This is a genomic window from Pseudomonas sp. GW821-FHT03E01 (assembly GCF_059420765.1).
Genome location: NZ_JBWKUI010000006.1, coordinates 151,924 through 166,987 on the forward strand (window position 1 = coordinate 151,924; position 15,064 = coordinate 166,987).

At 58.5% G+C, this 15,064-nt stretch carries 17 protein-coding genes and 2 pseudogenes; 11 read left to right on the plus strand and 8 right to left on the minus strand.

All coding sequences use genetic code 11. From position 1 onward, the window contains the following. Positions 1 to 2: 2 nt before the first annotated feature. The 3 genes from AC07VO_RS12095 (at position 3) to AC07VO_RS12105 (ending at position 3,395) form a co-directional block, all read left to right on the plus strand. The gene (locus tag AC07VO_RS12095) at positions 3 to 1,523 is read left to right on the plus strand and encodes an ArnT family glycosyltransferase (RefSeq protein WP_064616901.1); all 1,521 of its coding nucleotides are present in this window, start codon (positions 3 to 5) and stop codon (positions 1,521 to 1,523) included. Then, positions 1,520 to 2,455 carry an SdiA-regulated domain-containing protein gene (locus AC07VO_RS12100; RefSeq protein ID WP_192351385.1) on the plus strand — a complete coding sequence of 312 codons (936 nt, stop codon included), beginning with the start codon at positions 1,520 to 1,522 and terminating at the stop codon, positions 2,453 to 2,455. Before AC07VO_RS12095 ends, AC07VO_RS12100 begins: the two co-directional genes overlap by 4 nt. Before the next feature lie 190 nt (positions 2,456 to 2,645). Further along, positions 2,646 to 3,395 (plus strand): SDR family oxidoreductase, encoded by a 750-nt coding sequence (locus tag AC07VO_RS12105; RefSeq protein ID WP_086945347.1) that lies wholly within the window; start codon positions 2,646 to 2,648, stop codon positions 3,393 to 3,395. 181 nt (positions 3,396 to 3,576) lie between these two features. On the opposite strand, the gene AC07VO_RS12110 is transcribed toward AC07VO_RS12105, so the two are convergent. The 3 genes from AC07VO_RS12110 to AC07VO_RS12120 all read right to left on the minus strand — a co-directional run bounded on the left by AC07VO_RS12110 (position 3,577) and on the right by AC07VO_RS12120 (position 6,027). Beyond that, the gene (locus tag AC07VO_RS12110) at positions 3,577 to 4,938 is read right to left on the minus strand and encodes an MATE family efflux transporter (RefSeq protein WP_086945346.1); all 1,362 of its coding nucleotides are present in this window, start codon (positions 4,936 to 4,938) and stop codon (positions 3,577 to 3,579) included. Positions 4,939 to 5,292: 354 nt separating this feature from the next. After that, a complete protein-coding gene (locus AC07VO_RS12115) occupies positions 5,293 to 5,535 on the minus strand; it encodes a hypothetical protein (RefSeq protein WP_086945342.1) in 243 nt (80 codons plus the stop codon). Between the two features lie 12 nt (positions 5,536 to 5,547). Next, a complete protein-coding gene (locus tag AC07VO_RS12120) occupies positions 5,548 to 6,027 on the minus strand; it encodes a hypothetical protein (RefSeq protein WP_192351387.1) in 480 nt (159 codons plus the stop codon). Positions 6,028 to 6,375: 348 nt separating this feature from the next. On the opposite strand from AC07VO_RS12120, the gene AC07VO_RS12125 reads away from it, so the two are divergent. After that, positions 6,376 to 6,936 carry a lipid-binding SYLF domain-containing protein gene (locus AC07VO_RS12125; protein ID WP_086945340.1) on the plus strand — a complete coding sequence of 187 codons (561 nt, stop codon included), beginning with the start codon at positions 6,376 to 6,378 and terminating at the stop codon, positions 6,934 to 6,936. A gap of 98 nt (positions 6,937 to 7,034) precedes the next feature. Here AC07VO_RS12125 and AC07VO_RS12130 read toward each other — a convergent pair whose 3' ends face one another. Next, complete coding sequence (locus AC07VO_RS12130) at positions 7,035 to 7,973, minus strand: LysR family transcriptional regulator (protein ID WP_192351389.1); 939 nt, start codon at positions 7,971 to 7,973, stop codon at positions 7,035 to 7,037. A 116-nt stretch (positions 7,974 to 8,089) separates the two neighbouring features. Between AC07VO_RS12130 and AC07VO_RS12135 the strand changes: the two genes are divergently transcribed. The 4 genes from AC07VO_RS12135 to AC07VO_RS12150 all read left to right on the plus strand — a co-directional run bounded on the left by AC07VO_RS12135 (position 8,090) and on the right by AC07VO_RS12150 (position 10,654). Beyond that, a complete protein-coding gene (locus AC07VO_RS12135; protein WP_495007519.1) occupies positions 8,090 to 8,848 on the plus strand; it encodes a sulfite exporter TauE/SafE family protein in 759 nt (252 codons plus the stop codon). Between the two features lie 89 nt (positions 8,849 to 8,937). Continuing rightward, the gene (locus AC07VO_RS12140) at positions 8,938 to 9,477 is read left to right on the plus strand and encodes a hypothetical protein (protein WP_064616891.1); all 540 of its coding nucleotides are present in this window, start codon (positions 8,938 to 8,940) and stop codon (positions 9,475 to 9,477) included. 212 nt (positions 9,478 to 9,689) lie between these two features. After that, positions 9,690 to 10,052 (plus strand): hypothetical protein, encoded by a 363-nt coding sequence (locus AC07VO_RS12145; protein ID WP_019020916.1) that lies wholly within the window; start codon positions 9,690 to 9,692, stop codon positions 10,050 to 10,052. Between the two features lie 296 nt (positions 10,053 to 10,348). Further along, on the plus strand, positions 10,349 to 10,654 hold the full coding sequence (locus AC07VO_RS12150; RefSeq protein WP_018928234.1) for a hypothetical protein: 306 nt from the start codon (positions 10,349 to 10,351) through the stop codon (positions 10,652 to 10,654). Positions 10,655 to 10,917: 263 nt separating this feature from the next. Here AC07VO_RS12150 and AC07VO_RS12155 read toward each other — a convergent pair whose 3' ends face one another. Together AC07VO_RS12155 and AC07VO_RS12160 are read right to left on the minus strand one after the other, a co-directional pair. Further along, positions 10,918 to 11,253 carry a hypothetical protein gene (locus AC07VO_RS12155; RefSeq protein ID WP_018928235.1) on the minus strand — a complete coding sequence of 112 codons (336 nt, stop codon included), beginning with the start codon at positions 11,251 to 11,253 and terminating at the stop codon, positions 10,918 to 10,920. Positions 11,254 to 11,370: 117 nt separating this feature from the next. Then, a complete protein-coding gene (locus tag AC07VO_RS12160) occupies positions 11,371 to 11,760 on the minus strand; it encodes a c-type cytochrome (protein WP_192351393.1) in 390 nt (129 codons plus the stop codon). Positions 11,761 to 11,948: 188 nt separating this feature from the next. On the opposite strand from AC07VO_RS12160, the gene AC07VO_RS12165 reads away from it, so the two are divergent. After that, complete coding sequence (locus AC07VO_RS12165) at positions 11,949 to 12,419, plus strand: GNAT family N-acetyltransferase (protein WP_192351395.1); 471 nt, start codon at positions 11,949 to 11,951, stop codon at positions 12,417 to 12,419. Between the two features lie 14 nt (positions 12,420 to 12,433). Here the strand turns inward: AC07VO_RS12165 and AC07VO_RS12170 are convergent, their stop codons facing one another. Beyond that, on the minus strand, positions 12,434 to 13,399 hold the full coding sequence (locus AC07VO_RS12170) for a GlxA family transcriptional regulator (RefSeq protein ID WP_192351397.1): 966 nt from the start codon (positions 13,397 to 13,399) through the stop codon (positions 12,434 to 12,436). A 106-nt stretch (positions 13,400 to 13,505) separates the two neighbouring features. Between AC07VO_RS12170 and AC07VO_RS12175 the strand changes: the two genes are divergently transcribed. Then, on the plus strand, positions 13,506 to 14,087 hold the full coding sequence (locus tag AC07VO_RS12175) for a thioesterase family protein (RefSeq protein WP_192351511.1): 582 nt from the start codon (positions 13,506 to 13,508) through the stop codon (positions 14,085 to 14,087). Here the strand turns inward: AC07VO_RS12175 and AC07VO_RS12180 are convergent. Further along, positions 14,041 to 14,675, minus strand: a pseudogene (locus AC07VO_RS12180) (cation:dicarboxylate symporter family transporter); the annotation flags it as partial. The gene AC07VO_RS12175 and the pseudogene AC07VO_RS12180 overlap by 47 nt on opposite strands. Here AC07VO_RS12180 and AC07VO_RS12185 point away from each other — a divergent pair. Next, positions 14,661 to 15,059: pseudogene (locus tag AC07VO_RS12185) on the plus strand (LysR substrate-binding domain-containing protein); the annotation flags it as partial. The pseudogenes AC07VO_RS12180 and AC07VO_RS12185 sit on opposite strands and share 15 nt — an antisense overlap. Between the last annotated feature and the right edge of the window lie 5 nt (positions 15,060 to 15,064).

The following is a 15,064-nucleotide window of genomic DNA, read 5'->3' on the forward strand; positions in this document are numbered from 1 at the left end:
CCATGCGTAAAACCCTGTCGCCCAGCATCGAATGCCTGGGCCTGGTGCTGCTTGCCTTGCTGTTGATCGGCGCTGGCCTGGGGCTGCGTCAACCGCAAAACGTCGACGAGGAACGTTTCCTCGGCGTAGCGCTGGAGATGCTGCACAACGGGTCATGGTTCATCCCTCACCGCGCTGCGGAGATCTACGGCGATAAACCGCCGGTCTTCATGTGGATGGTGGCGTTCTTCGCGTGGCTCACCGGCCTGCCCGCCCTCGCCCTTTATATTCCGGGGATGTTGTCGGCGGCGACGGTCACGGCCGTGGTCTACGACCTGGGCCGCCGGCTGTGGAATCAGCGCATCGGTCGAATAGCCGCGCTGTTGTACCTGGCCACCTATCAGACTTACAGCATCCTGCGTACCGGCCAGATCGACAGCCTGTTGATTCTGTTCACCTCCCTGGGCCTGTACGGACTGGCGCGGCACCTGCTGCTCGGGCCAGCCTGGCGCTGGTTTTACGTGGGCTGCGCCGCCATGGGCATTGGCATAATCACCAAAGGGGTCGGCTTCGTCCCGGCCTTGATGCTGATTCCGTATGCCTACGCGGTGCGCAAAAACTGGTCCGGCGTGGTGGCCATGCCCGGCCAGAAGCGCAAATGGTTCCTGGGCTTTCTGGTGGCGCTCGGGGCTATCGCGATCTGGCTGCTGCCTCTGGCACTGTCCATTGTGCTCAATGGCACCGCGGAAGAAGTCGCCTATGCGCGAGAAATCCTGCTGCGCCAGACAGCGGGACGCTATGCCGCCGCGTGGGACCATCGCGAACCGTTCTGGTACTTCTTCGTCAACGTGATCCCGCAATACTGGCTGCCGCTGGTGCTGGCCCTGCCGTGGCTGGTTCCGGCCTGGCGCAAGCAACTGCGCAAGCACGACGGTCGAGTGCTGGTGCTGTTGAGCTGGGTCGTGCTGGTGGTGCTGTTTTTCTGCCTGAGCACCGGCAAGCGCAAGTTGTACATCTATCCGGCGTTGCCCGGTCTGGTGCTGGTGGCGGCGCCGCTGATTCCCTGGCTGCTCAAGCGCTGGTTCGGAAAACGTCCGCGCGGTATGCGGGTATTCCAGGCGCTGGTGGTGAGCTGGTTCGTTCTGTGGTTCGCCCGCGGGTTCATCGAGCCGATCAAGGAAGGTCCGAACCCCCACGAAGCGATCATGGCGCAGGCGGCGACCATGACCCACGGTGCCGAGCTGGTGCTGGTCGACTGGCGCGAGGGCCACTGGTTATTCGCCCGGCAGCCGATCGTGCATTTCGGGATGAGCAGTTCCTCGGTCGAACAAGCGGCGCAATGGCTACGCGAACACCGTGATGCCTACGCCCTGGTCCCGGACGAAGTGCTGAGCAAGTGTTTCAATCCCGAGGCCGCTCATGAGCTCGGCGAAACGTCTCGCGCGCAATGGTCGATCGTCGGCGCCGATGCCGATAACGGCCAATGCCAGCCCGGACAACCCAAAAAGGTCTATCGCTTCAGCTGGGACAAGGACAAGTCATGAGCAAGAGAGGGAAGCTGGGGATATTGTTCATTGTTGTATTGCTTGGCGCCTACGTGGTTTCTGCACATTTCATGGTTCACCAGCAGCTGTATGCGTACTGGAAAACTCTTTGGCATGGTAATCAGGCGTCCGATAAAAATATCTGGCTGCCGGACTATAAAGCCGTGATCCAGGCCAAGCCTGTCGCGGACATCACCAATCTGTCCGGCATCGCCTATGACCCGGACCATGATCGACTGCTGGGCATCACCAATGGTGGGCCCATGCAGATTGTGGCCATGAACCGCAACGGCGATCTGCTTGAACGTTACCCGCTGATCGGCTTCCAGGACACCGAAGGCCTTGCTTACCTGGGTAACGGACGCGTAGTGATCGCCGATGAACAGTTGCAGCGACTGTACGTCATCACCTTGCCGGACAGCCCTGGCCCGATCCATGTCGAGAACGCCCCGTTCGTTGCCATCGAGATCAACCTGAGCGAACACAACAAGGGCTTTGAAGGCGTGACCTATGATGCGGCCAATGACCGTATCTTCGCGATCAAGGAACGCGATCCGCGGCAGCTGTTTACGGTCACGGGCATGCTGGCGTCCATCGGCAGCCCGTTGCAGGTGCACATCCAGGACTTGACCCACTGGATCGACCGTAGCGTCTTCGGCCTGGATCTTTCCGAGGGTTACTACGATCCGCGGACCGGTCACTTGCTGTTATTGAGCGAGCAATCCAGCAACGTGACCGAACTGGACCAGGACGGCAACTTCGTCAGCTTCCGCTCCCTGCTCGGCCTGAATGACCTGAAAAAAACCATACCGCAAGCCGAAGGCATGACCATGGACACCTCCGGCGAGCTGTACATTGTGAGCGAGCCCAACCTGTTCTATCGGTTCTCCAAGTCCAAAGCTGCTGTGGCGGAAAATCAGCAGAAGCAATAATGGGTTTTGCACCGGATGGGCCGGCCCCGACCATCTATCGGACTAGTTTCCAATCTTTGCGCCATTGAGGACATTCCGGGTCTTTAATGGTTGCAGGATTCCAAGCCAGCCCCCCACTCCGACCAGAAATACGACGTCCAAGCGGGGCTGACACCTCGCCCCCCACTGCGCACGCATCGGGAGACTCGTCATGAAAATCGTCGTGATTGGCGGTACCGGGCTGATCGGCAGGCAGCTCTGCAAAAACCTGCAAGACCTGGGGCATGAAACCCTGGCCGCATCACCGAGCACCGGCGTCAACGCCCTCACCGGCGAGGGCTTGCAAAACGCCTTGCAAGGCGCCGATGTGGTGGTCGACGTGGCCAACTCGCCCTCCTTCGAAGATGCTGCCGTGCTCGAGTTCTTCGAAACCTCCGGGCGCAACCTGCTCGCCGCCGAGAAGGCCGCCGGGGTCAAACACCATGTCGCGCTGTCCGTGGTAGGCACCGAGCGCATGCTCGACAGCGGCTATTTCCGGGCAAAAATGGCCCAGGAACAACTCATCAAGGACTCAGGCATTCCTTACACAATCCTGCGGGCCACGCAGTTCTTCGAGTTCATCGGGGCCATTTCCCACTCGGGCGTACAGGAAGGCGACACCGTGCGCTTGACCTCCGCCGCGTTGCAGCCGATTGCCGCAACCGATGTCGCGATGGCGCTGGCGAAAGTCGCGGTGCAAGCGCCGAGCAATAACACCCTGGAAGTGGCCGGGCCTGAGCGCTGGCCGCTGGTGGAGTTCGTGCGCTTGTTTTTGCAACATACCAACGACCCGCGCCAGGCCCAACCGGACGACACGGTCCCCTACTTCGGCGCGCCGATCGATGACCACTCGCTGACGCCGGGAGAGCACCCCATCGTCGGGCCGACGCGCTTCGAAACCTGGCTCAAGAGCAATAGTTGAGGGACCGTCGAGGGCCTAGGGGGCGTTCTCCATTAGTTTCCCGGCCCTTCGGGTTGTGCCTTAAAGCGAGCCAGCCTGCGTTGCAGGCCTTGGAAAGGGAACAACCATTCCCAGCAGCCTGCGCCTTGCCTGGCTCGCTTTAAGGCGACAACGCGGCGGGGAAACTAATGGAGTACGCCCCCTAGACCAACCGCTCGATCTTCTGATGCTGCCAGACCATTTTGTAGTACAGCGTCTGCAGCATCAGCATGCCCAGATACGCCACCGGAAACGCCATCCACACCCCTGGCAGCCCGAAGCGCGTATCCAGCAGATACGCCACCGGCAACTGCACCCCGACCACGCAAACGATCGACACCGCTACCGGCACCAATACCGTGCCGCTGGCGCGCATGATGCCGCCGACAATCGCCTGAAAACCAAATACCAACAGGCTCCAGAGCATGATGTGCAACAAGTGCTCGGCCATTGCCCGGGTGGAATCATCCGTAAGAAACAACCCCAGCAACCAGTGCGACAGCAGATAACCCAACAGCACCAGGCCGCCGGTCAGGCACACGTTGATCAACAACCCGGTGCGCAAAATCTCCCCCATGCGCTCAAGGCGCCCTGCCCCGATCGCCTGCGCGCCAAGGATCGACGCCGTGATCGCAATCGACAGCGCCGGGAACTGCACGTAGTTGACGATCTGCGTCACCGCCCCGTACGCCGCCGTCGCCTGGGACCCGTGCTGGTTCACCAGCGCCAGAATCACCAGCTCCGACAACGACAGCACCACCATCTGCAACCCGGTCGGCAGCCCGATGCGCAACACCTTGCCGAGGATGACCCTGTCGAGCCGCATCGCCGCAAACATCTCCCGATCCGGCGCCAACGGATGCCCCTTGCGAATCAACCGCCACGCCAGCCACCCCATCGCCGACAGGTTACCCACCAACCCCGCCCACGCCGCACTCTGAATCCCCATCGGCGGGAGCCCCAACCACCCGAGAATCAACGCCGGCGTCAGCGCCAGCCCGACACACGTCGACACCACCAACGCCAACAACGGCGACAGCGTATCGCTCACCCCACGCAGCAACTGCGTGAACAACACAAACACCAACAGCGACGGCAAAATCCACATCATCACATGGGCATACGCCACCGCATCGTCCAGCACATCCCCCGGCGTGCCCAACCCCTGCAACGCCGGCCGGGCAAACACACTGCCCAACACCGCCGCCACCAACCCGATCATCGCCCCCAACAGCAGCGTCGAACCGGCGATAGCCTTCACCAGATGCGGCTCACGGGCGCCCCAGGCCTGACCGATCAACACCCCAGCGCCCGCACCGAGGCCGATAACCAGGGCGATGAAGAAGAACACCACGGGGAACATGCCGGACACCGCCGCTAACGCCTGGGTGCCGAGCAATTGGCCAATGTAGATGCTGTTGACGGTGCCGGACATGGCCTGGAGGAAGTTGGAGAGGACCATGGGGGCGAGGAACAGGAGGTAGGTTTGCCAGAGGGGGTGTTGGGGTTTGGCTGGGGTTTGCATTGAGGGTCCGTCTCGGGTGGGGGCTGGTGTTTTGGAAATTCTACGCTAGGGGACTGGGAATAACGCGGTCCTGTTTTGTGGATTTGGATGTGTAATGGCTGCTTCCGGGCTAGGCCGAAAGCGAACGATCGACGGATGAGTGAATCACGCCAGCTTTACATACGAGTCCTACGGCTATGACTTGATGGATGTGATTGGCCGACGCTTGCGGGCGCAGACGGCGGAGTAAATGAAAACGGGCGCTGACCGGCGCCCGTTTTTTTTTGATATGGCGTGAACGCTTTATCGCGATGTTGTACAGCTCCTGCATAGCGATAGGACTAATCCCTGGTAGCGATAAATCCCTACATCCCTTCAGTCAATCTGCTCGAACCGCCGCCGCTTCATGAACAATCCCATCCCTATCGCCACGGCAAAAACCGACAGCAACCCCAGATCAAACCCCAACAAGCGGATCTGACCTGCCACAACGCAGCCAATCGCACCCGCCGCCACCAACACCACTCCTAGCCACTTGCGTAGCAGATACGGTTTGAGGAATTGATCAAGCAGAAAGGACAACACCAAGGCAATGACCAATTGAGTAATTACGGACATGTACGTCTCCAGTCAGGTCTTGATGATCAATGTCGAAAGGGTGCGTTGCGGGCCGATACCGCCGTTGACCTGCGCCTCAATGCTGACCAGTACGTCGCCCGCATGGTAGGTGGGTAGGATTTCATTGGCATACGTGCGCACACCGGCGCCTACAGGTATTGCCACGTAAGAGGGGGCCACGGCTTTGGTGGCGGCAGTGAAGGCAGTGGCTGCAAGGTTGGCGATGGTGGTGCGCTGGGCATTGAGGGCGTCGCCCTGTTGCCGGGTCAGCGGCTTGGAGATACCGATCATCATCACGCACGGCAAGCTCTTGGCCTGCATCTTGTCGTACAGCTCGACGACCTTGCTGTTGACCTCATAATGGGCGCTTTTCGCCTCGCCAAAATGCAACTCGCGCAGGCGCCCACGTTCGCTGTCGTTGAGGGTGATCTGCGAGACGTTGAAGACGATCCCGTGAATGCCCATGTATTGGAAAGTCCCTTCGAACTTCATCGCCCGCATCCTTTCGAGGCAAAGACGGCGATTCTCTACAAGGAGCGCATTGGATTCAAATCATTTCACCCTGCTGGCAAGGTGTGTACTCGGTTTGTCAGTACTTGAATGATGCCAGCGCCTTGTCAGGCACCCGTTTTGTTTTTTTCGAACCCGGCCAACACGCAGAGGTCGAAACCAGTGATGGCATCGCTACTGATCACAGGCCTCTGGCCTGCTTCATTCAAGGGCGACGCCAGTAGCTCACACACTTTAGGGTGCGCCGGATAATTTCAGCAGGCCCGGATTCTGCCGAGGGCAGGTGCTGACTGCTGCTCACATCCAATGCTCCCGTATCGGAGTACTAACATGACTCAGTCAATGCGGTTCTTCCTATCGATCGTCCTTGCGACAGCCTCACTGGCATCGGCAAGTTTCCTGAACACTGCTGGTGCGGCAACCGCCGAGGATCTGAATGTCGACTCTCGGCAAGCGTTGCAAACGCTCTACAAGGCCAGACCAGTTGCCGAAAAAATCTCACACGACGCTAAAGCGATTCTTGTCTTCCCGAAAATCATCAAGGCGGGCCTGGTGTTTGGCGGCAGCTATGGCGAAGGCGAATTGTTGATGGGTAAGAAAGTCGAGGACTATTACAACTCCGTAACCGGGTCCTGGGGGTTGCAGGCAGGCGCCCAGTCATATGGCTATGTGGTGTTCCTGATGACCGATAAAGCCGTGAACTATTTACGTGAAACCAAGGGTTGGGAAATTGGCGTAGGCCCCACTGTTGTTGTGGTTGATGAAGGGGTGGCGAAGAATCTGTCCAGCTCCACGCTGAAGGACGATGCTTACGCGTTCATTTTCGACCAGCAGGGATTAATGGCTGGGGTCAGCATCGAAGGAACCAAGATTTCCCGGATCAAGCGCTGAAACCGGTCGTTTGGCGCTTGCGGGCGCAAGCGGTGAAGTGAAATGAAAGCGGGCAGCCGAGTGGCGCCCGCTTTTTTATGTCCGCGATTCGTGATGCGTCAGGCCCCCTGGAGCGTTACTGCATGCTTTCGATCAAGACTTTCACCAAAACCACGGATCATCTCCAGCAACGACTTCACCCGCTGCGGCAGATTCCCGGCCGGGTACACCGCGTGCATCTGCGGGCTCTCACCACTGCTGGAGGTGAGTTTGTACTCGGGACAGACCCGCAGCAGGCGCCCCGCTTGCACTTCGGGCTCTGCCAGCCAGTCCGCCAGGCGGGCAATACCGAGGCCTGCCAGGGCCGCCTGGAACACCGCCGAACCGGAGTTGAAGCGAAATTTGGGATGAGCCCGAACGCTGATGGCCTGCGCCTCACTGCGAAAATTCCACTCTTTGAGAATCCGCGGCGCCGTGTGCAGGATCAGCGAGTGCGCCTCCAGCGCCTCGATGGAGTCGGGCATCCCGTGCCGCTCCAGATACTCGGGGCTGGCGTACAGATAACGTGAATAACTCCAGAGTGGAAAGCCGATCAGGTCACTGGATTGCGGATACCCGCCGCGAATCGAGAAGTCCAGTTTGCTCTTGGCCGGGTCGATGGTTTCATCGGTGAAAATCCCATCGACGTTCACGTCCGGATAACGCTCGGCGTACTGCGCGATCAGCCGGGGCAATACCCCGTGCCCGAGAAACTCGGGGGCGGAAAAGCGGACCCAGCCGTAGGCCTGGCCACTGATGCCGGCCAGGTCTTCATCCGCCTCACGTTGCAGATCCAGCATTTTGTAAGCGTGAGGCAACAAGCGCTCACCCGCCTCGGTCAAGCTCACGGCATTGGAGGAGCGATTGAACAACTTGACTCCGACACTTTCCTCCAAGGCCTGAACTGCGCGGGTCAGCGCGCTGGGAGAGCGCCCCAGAGTTCGTGCTGCCGCGACGAAGCTGCGCTTGCGAGCCACCGTCGCGAAGGCTTCAAGTTCCCCCAACATATCCAATGCCATGCGCCACCTCGTTGCACTTTTCACAACGTGGCATTGCAACACAAAAAAAGCGCTTTGGTTAACCTTCCGTTCAACCCCGGACTCTCACCCATCTTTCACCGTCAGAGCCTGATTCCATGATCGATATTGTCATCCTTTGCGTATTCGCCTTCTCTGCCGGCCTGATCGATGCGGCGGTGGGCGGCGGTGGACTGATCCAGATACCCGCGCTGTTCAACGTGCTACCCACGGCACAACCGGCGGCGCTGCTGGCCACCAACAAGGTTGCGGCAGCCTGCGGCACTGCATTCGCGGCCCGATCCTTCGTGCGCAAGGTGGTGATCAACTGGAGTCTGGTGATCCCCGCCGCCTGCGCGGCGTTTGTCATGTCCTTCTTCGGAGCGGCGACGGTGTCGTTCGTGCCCCAGTCGGTGATCCGGCCGGCGGTGCTGGTGTTGATCGTGCTGATGGCGATCTACACCTTCTGGAAAAAGGACTTCGGTGCCCTGCACAAGCCCATGCACATCGGCACCAAGGAAAAACTGCTGGCGATCGTCATCGGCGGCGCCATCGGTTTCTACGACGGACTGTTCGGGCCCGGCACTGGCAGCTTCCTGATCTTCCTGTTTATCCGCTGCTTCGCCTTCGACTTCCTGCATGCCTCGGCGTCGGCCAAGCTGGTGAACATCGCGACCAACGTAGCAGCGCTGATGTTCTTCATTCCGACGGGGAACGTGCTCTACCTGATCGCCATCCCCATGGCTGCATTCAACATCCTCGGCGCACTGACCGGCACCTGGCTGGCGGTACATAAAGGCGTGCCCTTTGTCCGGGCGCTGTTCCTGGTGTTGCTGCTGATCCTGATCGGCAAACTGTCCTATGACCTGTTCGTGTAAGCGCGTTTTCTGCCGCTACACTCAAGCGGAGCAAGGCATTTCACATAGGCATTACGCCATTTCCATCGTCTATTGAGAGTGAGTCGTTCATGAACCGTCGATTGCTCACCGCTTTCATCGTGATTTCTCTTTCATGGACAAGTGCACAGGCCGGCTACTGGAAGGATTCAAACGGCAATCCAATCCCGGACACTGAATCAAGACGAACCATCGGAGAGTTTGGTGGCTCGCTGTTAATCACTTCCGATCCCGACTGGGAGAAAAAGTGGAATACGCCGGCCGAAACCACTCCAGTATTTACCGAAGCCCAAATAGTCAGCCGAGGTGAAAGGATCTTCGCGCTTACGTTTTTTGCAAACCCGAAGCTCAATGCCAATCACGAAGCCAACATCACGTGCGATTTGAAAGCCACAAGGCCGAACGGTACAGAATCAATCAATCAGCGAGATGCCGTTTGTTTTCAAGGGCGTCTTAAAGGGGATCCGAACAACATGTATCTCGCCGCCCCCGTGATCGGTTTCATCGGTGAGCCTGACGATCCCGTAGGCGTCTGGACGCTGGAAATCACCCTCAAAGACAACTTGCGCAAGGTAGTCATGCCGCTCAAAGCAACATTCACGCTGAAGTAAGTGGTTCTTTACACCGCTGACCACCGTTGTCAGCCTGGCTGTAGCGGCATAGAGCATCACTCCCAGCACCGCCAGATTGGCTGGGGTTGCCCACCACGTTTCAACCATTGTTGACGTCGATAGTCACCATCACGTCAATGAAGTTCTCATAAAAAATCTCCGGCGTAACATCCGCTCCATACCCAACCAATAACACCCCGGAGCACACCATCATGAAACGCCAAACCCTTCTCAGCATCGCTTTCTCGGTTTTTGCAGTAAACGCTTTCGCCGCTTCCCCTGCTCACCCGGTCGTCGCTGAAGGCGGCTCGGATCGCCTGATTGAAAGCCGCGTCGCTGAAGGTGGTTCGGATCGTCTGATCGAGAATCGCGTCGCTGAAGGTGGTTCGGATCGTCTGATCGAGAATCGCGTCGCTGAAGGCGGCTCGGATCGTCTGATCGAAAACCGCGTCGCTGAAGGCGGCTCGGATCGTCTGATCGAGAATCGCGTCGCTGAAGGCGGCTCGGATCGTCTGATCGAAAACCGCGTCGCTGAAGGTGGTTCGGATCGTCTGATCGAAAACCGTGCAGCATGAGTGAGTGGCTTTACCGCAACACTCGACCAAAGAACCCGGCCTCATCAGCCGGGTTTTTTCATTCCTTTTTTTAGTACCCGACTGCATCGATGTTCGCCCGAAGCAGCATAGATGCGGGTTTCAGCGAATTAGCGCCCGCGCTGAATCATCAACTACGACCGTCCGTAACCCCGCCCCGACGCCCTCTCACCCTTCGCTATTCTTAACCACACACACCGCGGGCACGGCTTGCGGCATCAAAACCAGGAGTAAGGATCCGGGTAAGGAGTGCGCCACTTCAAACTGAGTATCAAATAATGAAAATGCTACTGATGGTCGAGTTTCCCCATGAGCCTTTCAACGCGTTTGTCAGGTCGGGGAAGGTCGGCGAAATCATGAACCGTATCCTGGACACCATTAAGCCCGAGGCGACTTATTTCACCGAGCAAGATGGCATGCGAAATGGGATTTTTTTGATCGATATCGTGGATCCCTCCGAAATACCCGGGTATGCGGAACCCTTCTTCCTCAACTTCCAGGCCAACTGCAAATTCCGTGTGGTCATGAACCCGCAGGACCTGCAAAACGCCGGTCTGGAGGAACTCGGAAAAGCGTGGGCGTGAGGTTCGATCAATGAGCCGGGTGATGGCATCTGGATGTGCCTCACCCCGGTCGATGTCCTAAGCCGTAATGCGATCTGTAGCAGCTGCCGAGCTCGCGAGGCTGCGTTCGGCTGCACAGCAGTCGTAAGATCAGAACTTGCGGTGCATCAGGCAGACCGCGTCAGTCGGATTCACGACTGCTTCGCAGCCGAACGCAGCCTCGCGAGCTCGGCAGCTGCTACAAGGAATGCGCCGCAGCTGAAATGACTGAAGGCGCACTGCACTTACTGAACGGTTTTCAGCTTGACCACATCACCGGAGATTTTGGTGGTGTAGCCGGTCAGGACCCAAGCCCAGAACCAGTTTTCCTGCACTTGGGTGTTGATCATGGCATCGCCGCCCTTGGCTTTGATGGCCGCGTCCTGAGCGCGGATGAAGCGGTTGTTCTGCTGGATCGGGATGACGCCGAACAGCAGCAGGCCAGTGGCGGTCGCTTCACTGTGGCCGACAACGGTGTACTGGCTGCTGTCGTATTGCTGGGTCTTCATCGGGGTGCCGGTGCAACCCGCCAGAACCAGGCCAAACAGGGCTACGGCAACCGCTTTGCTGAGGTAATTCACTGTGTCACTCCATTAGAAATACCCGGGATCCATCTCTCGGGCGGTGCATACTCTAACGGATGAAGTGGCCCATTGATATCATTCGACACTTAAAAAAACGGATCGATGAGGCACCGATCATTGCGGCTGAAACGTCTGCAGATAGGCCAACAGGTTTTCGATCTTTTCCGGATCGCTGAGGCCCCAGAAAATCATGCGGGTGCCGGGGACCACTGTTTTTGGCGCTTCGATGTAGGCGGTGAGAGTTTCGCGGGTCCAGACGACGCCTGATGATTTCATCGCGTCTGAGTACTGGTAGTCCGCCGTGCTGCCCGCAGGGCGCCCGAAAATCGCATTGAGTTGCGGACCAAAAAAACCTCGCGCCGAACTCCCTACCTGATGGCAGCCGCCGCAGATTCGCTTGAACAGTTTCTCGCCCGCCTCAGCATTGCCAGCCGCTACTGCTTGCGTACTGAACAACCCCATGTTGAGCATCAAGGCCAAGGTGAGTACGACGGCGTTTTTCATGTTCGGCTCCAAATCAGGTGCGGCTGACAGCAAAAGCGGGTGGCTATTTCATCATGACTGGCGCCCACATCGAAGCCTTGAAGCTAATCTATAACTCTCTTTGCTCCATTAACGCCGCTGCAGGAGAGCCAGAATGAAATCCATCGTACTGGCGCTGGCTCCCCGTGATGATAATTAGAGTGCAAACGATGTCCGTCATACCTGTTGAAAGTCCTCTAGTAATGTTGGTTCCGGCTCACCCCGCCGACCTGGACAATCTTGTGGCCATTCGAATTGAGGCCATGCGCGAAAGTCTTGAACGGATTGGGCGATTTGATCCGATACGTGCACGTGAGCGTTTTATCAACGGTTTTGATTGTCGCAACACGCGTCACATTGAGCTGGCCGGTGAGCGAGTCGGTTTTATTGTGGTCAAGCCTCAGCTGAACGAACTGCTACTTGACCACTTGTACGTGCGACCGAATGCCCAGGGAACAGGTGTAGGCTCTGCTGTCCTCGAACAGATTTTCAAAGAAGCGGATGCCGCCGCGCTCTCTGTCAGAGTGGGCGCGCTCAAAGAGAGCGCTTCGAATCGGTTTTACATCCGTCATGGCTTCCAATTCGTCGAAAGCGGCGAGTTCGACAATTACTATGTTCGTCCGAGCGCTGCGGCTCGATAAAAAGCGGATGCCACTCAACTCCCACTCGCTTGAAACTTCTTCCGGTAAGCCGCCGGCAGCAGGCCCACGCGCTGCTGGAAAAGCCTGCGAAATGAGTTGCTGTCCTCGTAGCCGACTTTGTAGGTGATGCTGTCCAGGGTCATTCGTGTGGATTCGAGCAACTGCTTTGCCTTTTCCAGACGCAGTGTTTGCAGATAGGTCAGCGGCGTGTAACCGGTGGCTTCCTTGAAACGCCTTTTGAAGTTCCTGACGCCGAATCCGAATCGCTCGGCCATGTCATTGATCAGCAGCGGCTGATGGAAGTGATCTTCCAGCCACGCTTGAACCTGCAGGATTTCGCCATCCCCATGGTTCTTCGGCATCGACCACATGACATAGACCGATTGCTCGCTGCGCGCATTGTCGACCAGCAAGTATTTGCCGCACTTCTGCGCCAGCTCCAGTGATGCGAAGCGGCGGATCAGATGCAGCAACAGGTCCATGGCAGCCGTCGCGCCGCCGCTGGTGATTACGCGATTGTCCTCGCAGAGGATCTGCGCCGCCTCCAGACAGGCGTCTGCATACCGGCGACGAAAAAGATCGGCAAAGGCCCAGTGCGTGGTGGCACGAACGCCGTCCAGCATTCCCGCCTCTGCGAGCATGAACGTCGCCGTACACATGGAAGCCACGACGGCACCCTGCGCGTGCTGTTGACGCAGCCACGGCCCATAACCGGAAAATGCCGGCAAGGCGTCTTTCAGGGTAAAGAGAAACCCCGGGATCAGCACCAGATCGGTTCGGGTGATGTCGGCGATGGATCGGTCCACGCGCAGCGTTTGCCCTCCCCATGCGGCGACATTGGCGCCATCCAGCGAGGCGGCAACCACCTCAAACGGCGCGCTGGCGGTATCGGCGAACAGGTTGGCGGCACTGAGCACCTCCAGCGCCAGGGTGGCGCTGGCGGCGGAGCATTGATCAGCCAGTAGCAGGGTGACGTGCATGAATCATCCAGATTGCGCTTTTCGCATGAAAAAAGTCATTTGTGCACCTACCTTATCCGATTTCCGCCCCCTAAAGTTCACCGGTCATTCAATCCTCGGCGTACTTATGAATCTCTGGTTTCGACTTATCCTCATGCTGTTCCGTCGCCCATGGCGCAAACCGGTGGACGGCCTGGCCACCACCGTCATCCGTATGCGCGTCTGGCCGCTCGACCTCGACCTCAACCGGCACGTCACCAATGGCCGCTATTTCACCCTGGCCGACGTAGGCCGCATGGATTTCACGCTGCGCAGCGGCGCCTTTCGAGTAGCCTTGCGCAACAAGGCTGTACCGATCGTTGGCGATACCTGGGGCAAGTTTCGGCGTGAACTGAAGCTGTTCGAATCGTTCGAGATTCATACCCGCATACTCGGCTGGGACGATAAATGGAGCTTTATGGAGCACCGCTTCGTGAGCAAAGGCCGGGTAATCGGCGTCGTCATCATGCGGGGTCTGTTCCGCTCGGCCAAAGGCACGGTTGCACCGGTCGAGTTCGTCCGCGAGCTGGGGTTGGCCGAACAGTCTCCCGAGATGTCGATGTGGCTGACGGCCTGGTCGCAAAGCTGCGATGACATGAGCCGTCAGCTGCGAGGGGAAGAAGCTAGTTGTTCAACCGCCCTGCTGTCATCGATGAAGGAACAGCAATAACGTCCGCCTGAGCCATCTCGGGCTTTGCCTCCGCGCCCTCCCCGTTCAGCGCCTTGTTCATCTTCACCGTATCCAACGCGTCGACCCATTTGGCAATGGCCATGGTGCCGACGCCGTTGCCAATGGTGTTGGTAATCGCGCGTGCTTCCGACATGAACCGATCGACGCCCAACAACAGCACCATGCCCGCCACCGGAATGGTGCCGAGTGAGGACAGCGTCGCCGCCAGGATGATGAACCCCGAACCGGTCACCCCCGCCGAGCCTTTGGAGGTGAACATCAGCACCGCCAGCACGATCAACTGGTCCATGAGGGCCAGCGGCGTGTTGGTCGCCTGGGCGATGAAGATCGCTGCGATGGTGTAGTAGATCGCCTGGTCGTCCGGGTTGAAGGTCCGAACACTTTTGCGCGCGGCCCGACATGCGCCAGGGCAACACCCAGCAGAATGGAGAACAGCAAGATTTGCAGGACGTTGCCTTTGGCGAAGGCATCCACGATGGTGTCGGGGATGATGTTCATCACAAAGTCCATGAACGACGCATGTTTCACCGCCGTGGTGTAGGTCGCCAGGCTGGCGTGCCGCAACGCCTGGCGGATTTACAGCAACACAACTGCATCTTCCTGCGGCAAAACGAAACGCCCTACGGCGTATGGAGCTTTACCAACGGCGGGCGCACGCAAAACGTCAAAGTGCGTGGCGCGTTAGGCTGCAACGACGGTGAAGTGGCCCTCAATTGGGCGCTGGAAGGTCATGGGATTCTGCTGCGGGCCGAATGGGACATCGCCCGCTACGTGCGCAGTGGCCGTTTGCGCCTGGTGCTGGAGGACCAGACACCGACCCGCGCCGATGTCTATGCCATCTACCCGCAACAGTTGCACCTGTCGGCGCGAGTGCGCAGCCTGATCGATTTTCTGGTCGAGCGTTTCAAGCACATCGATCACTTGGATGAACCGGAATCTGTGCTCGACTGAACGGC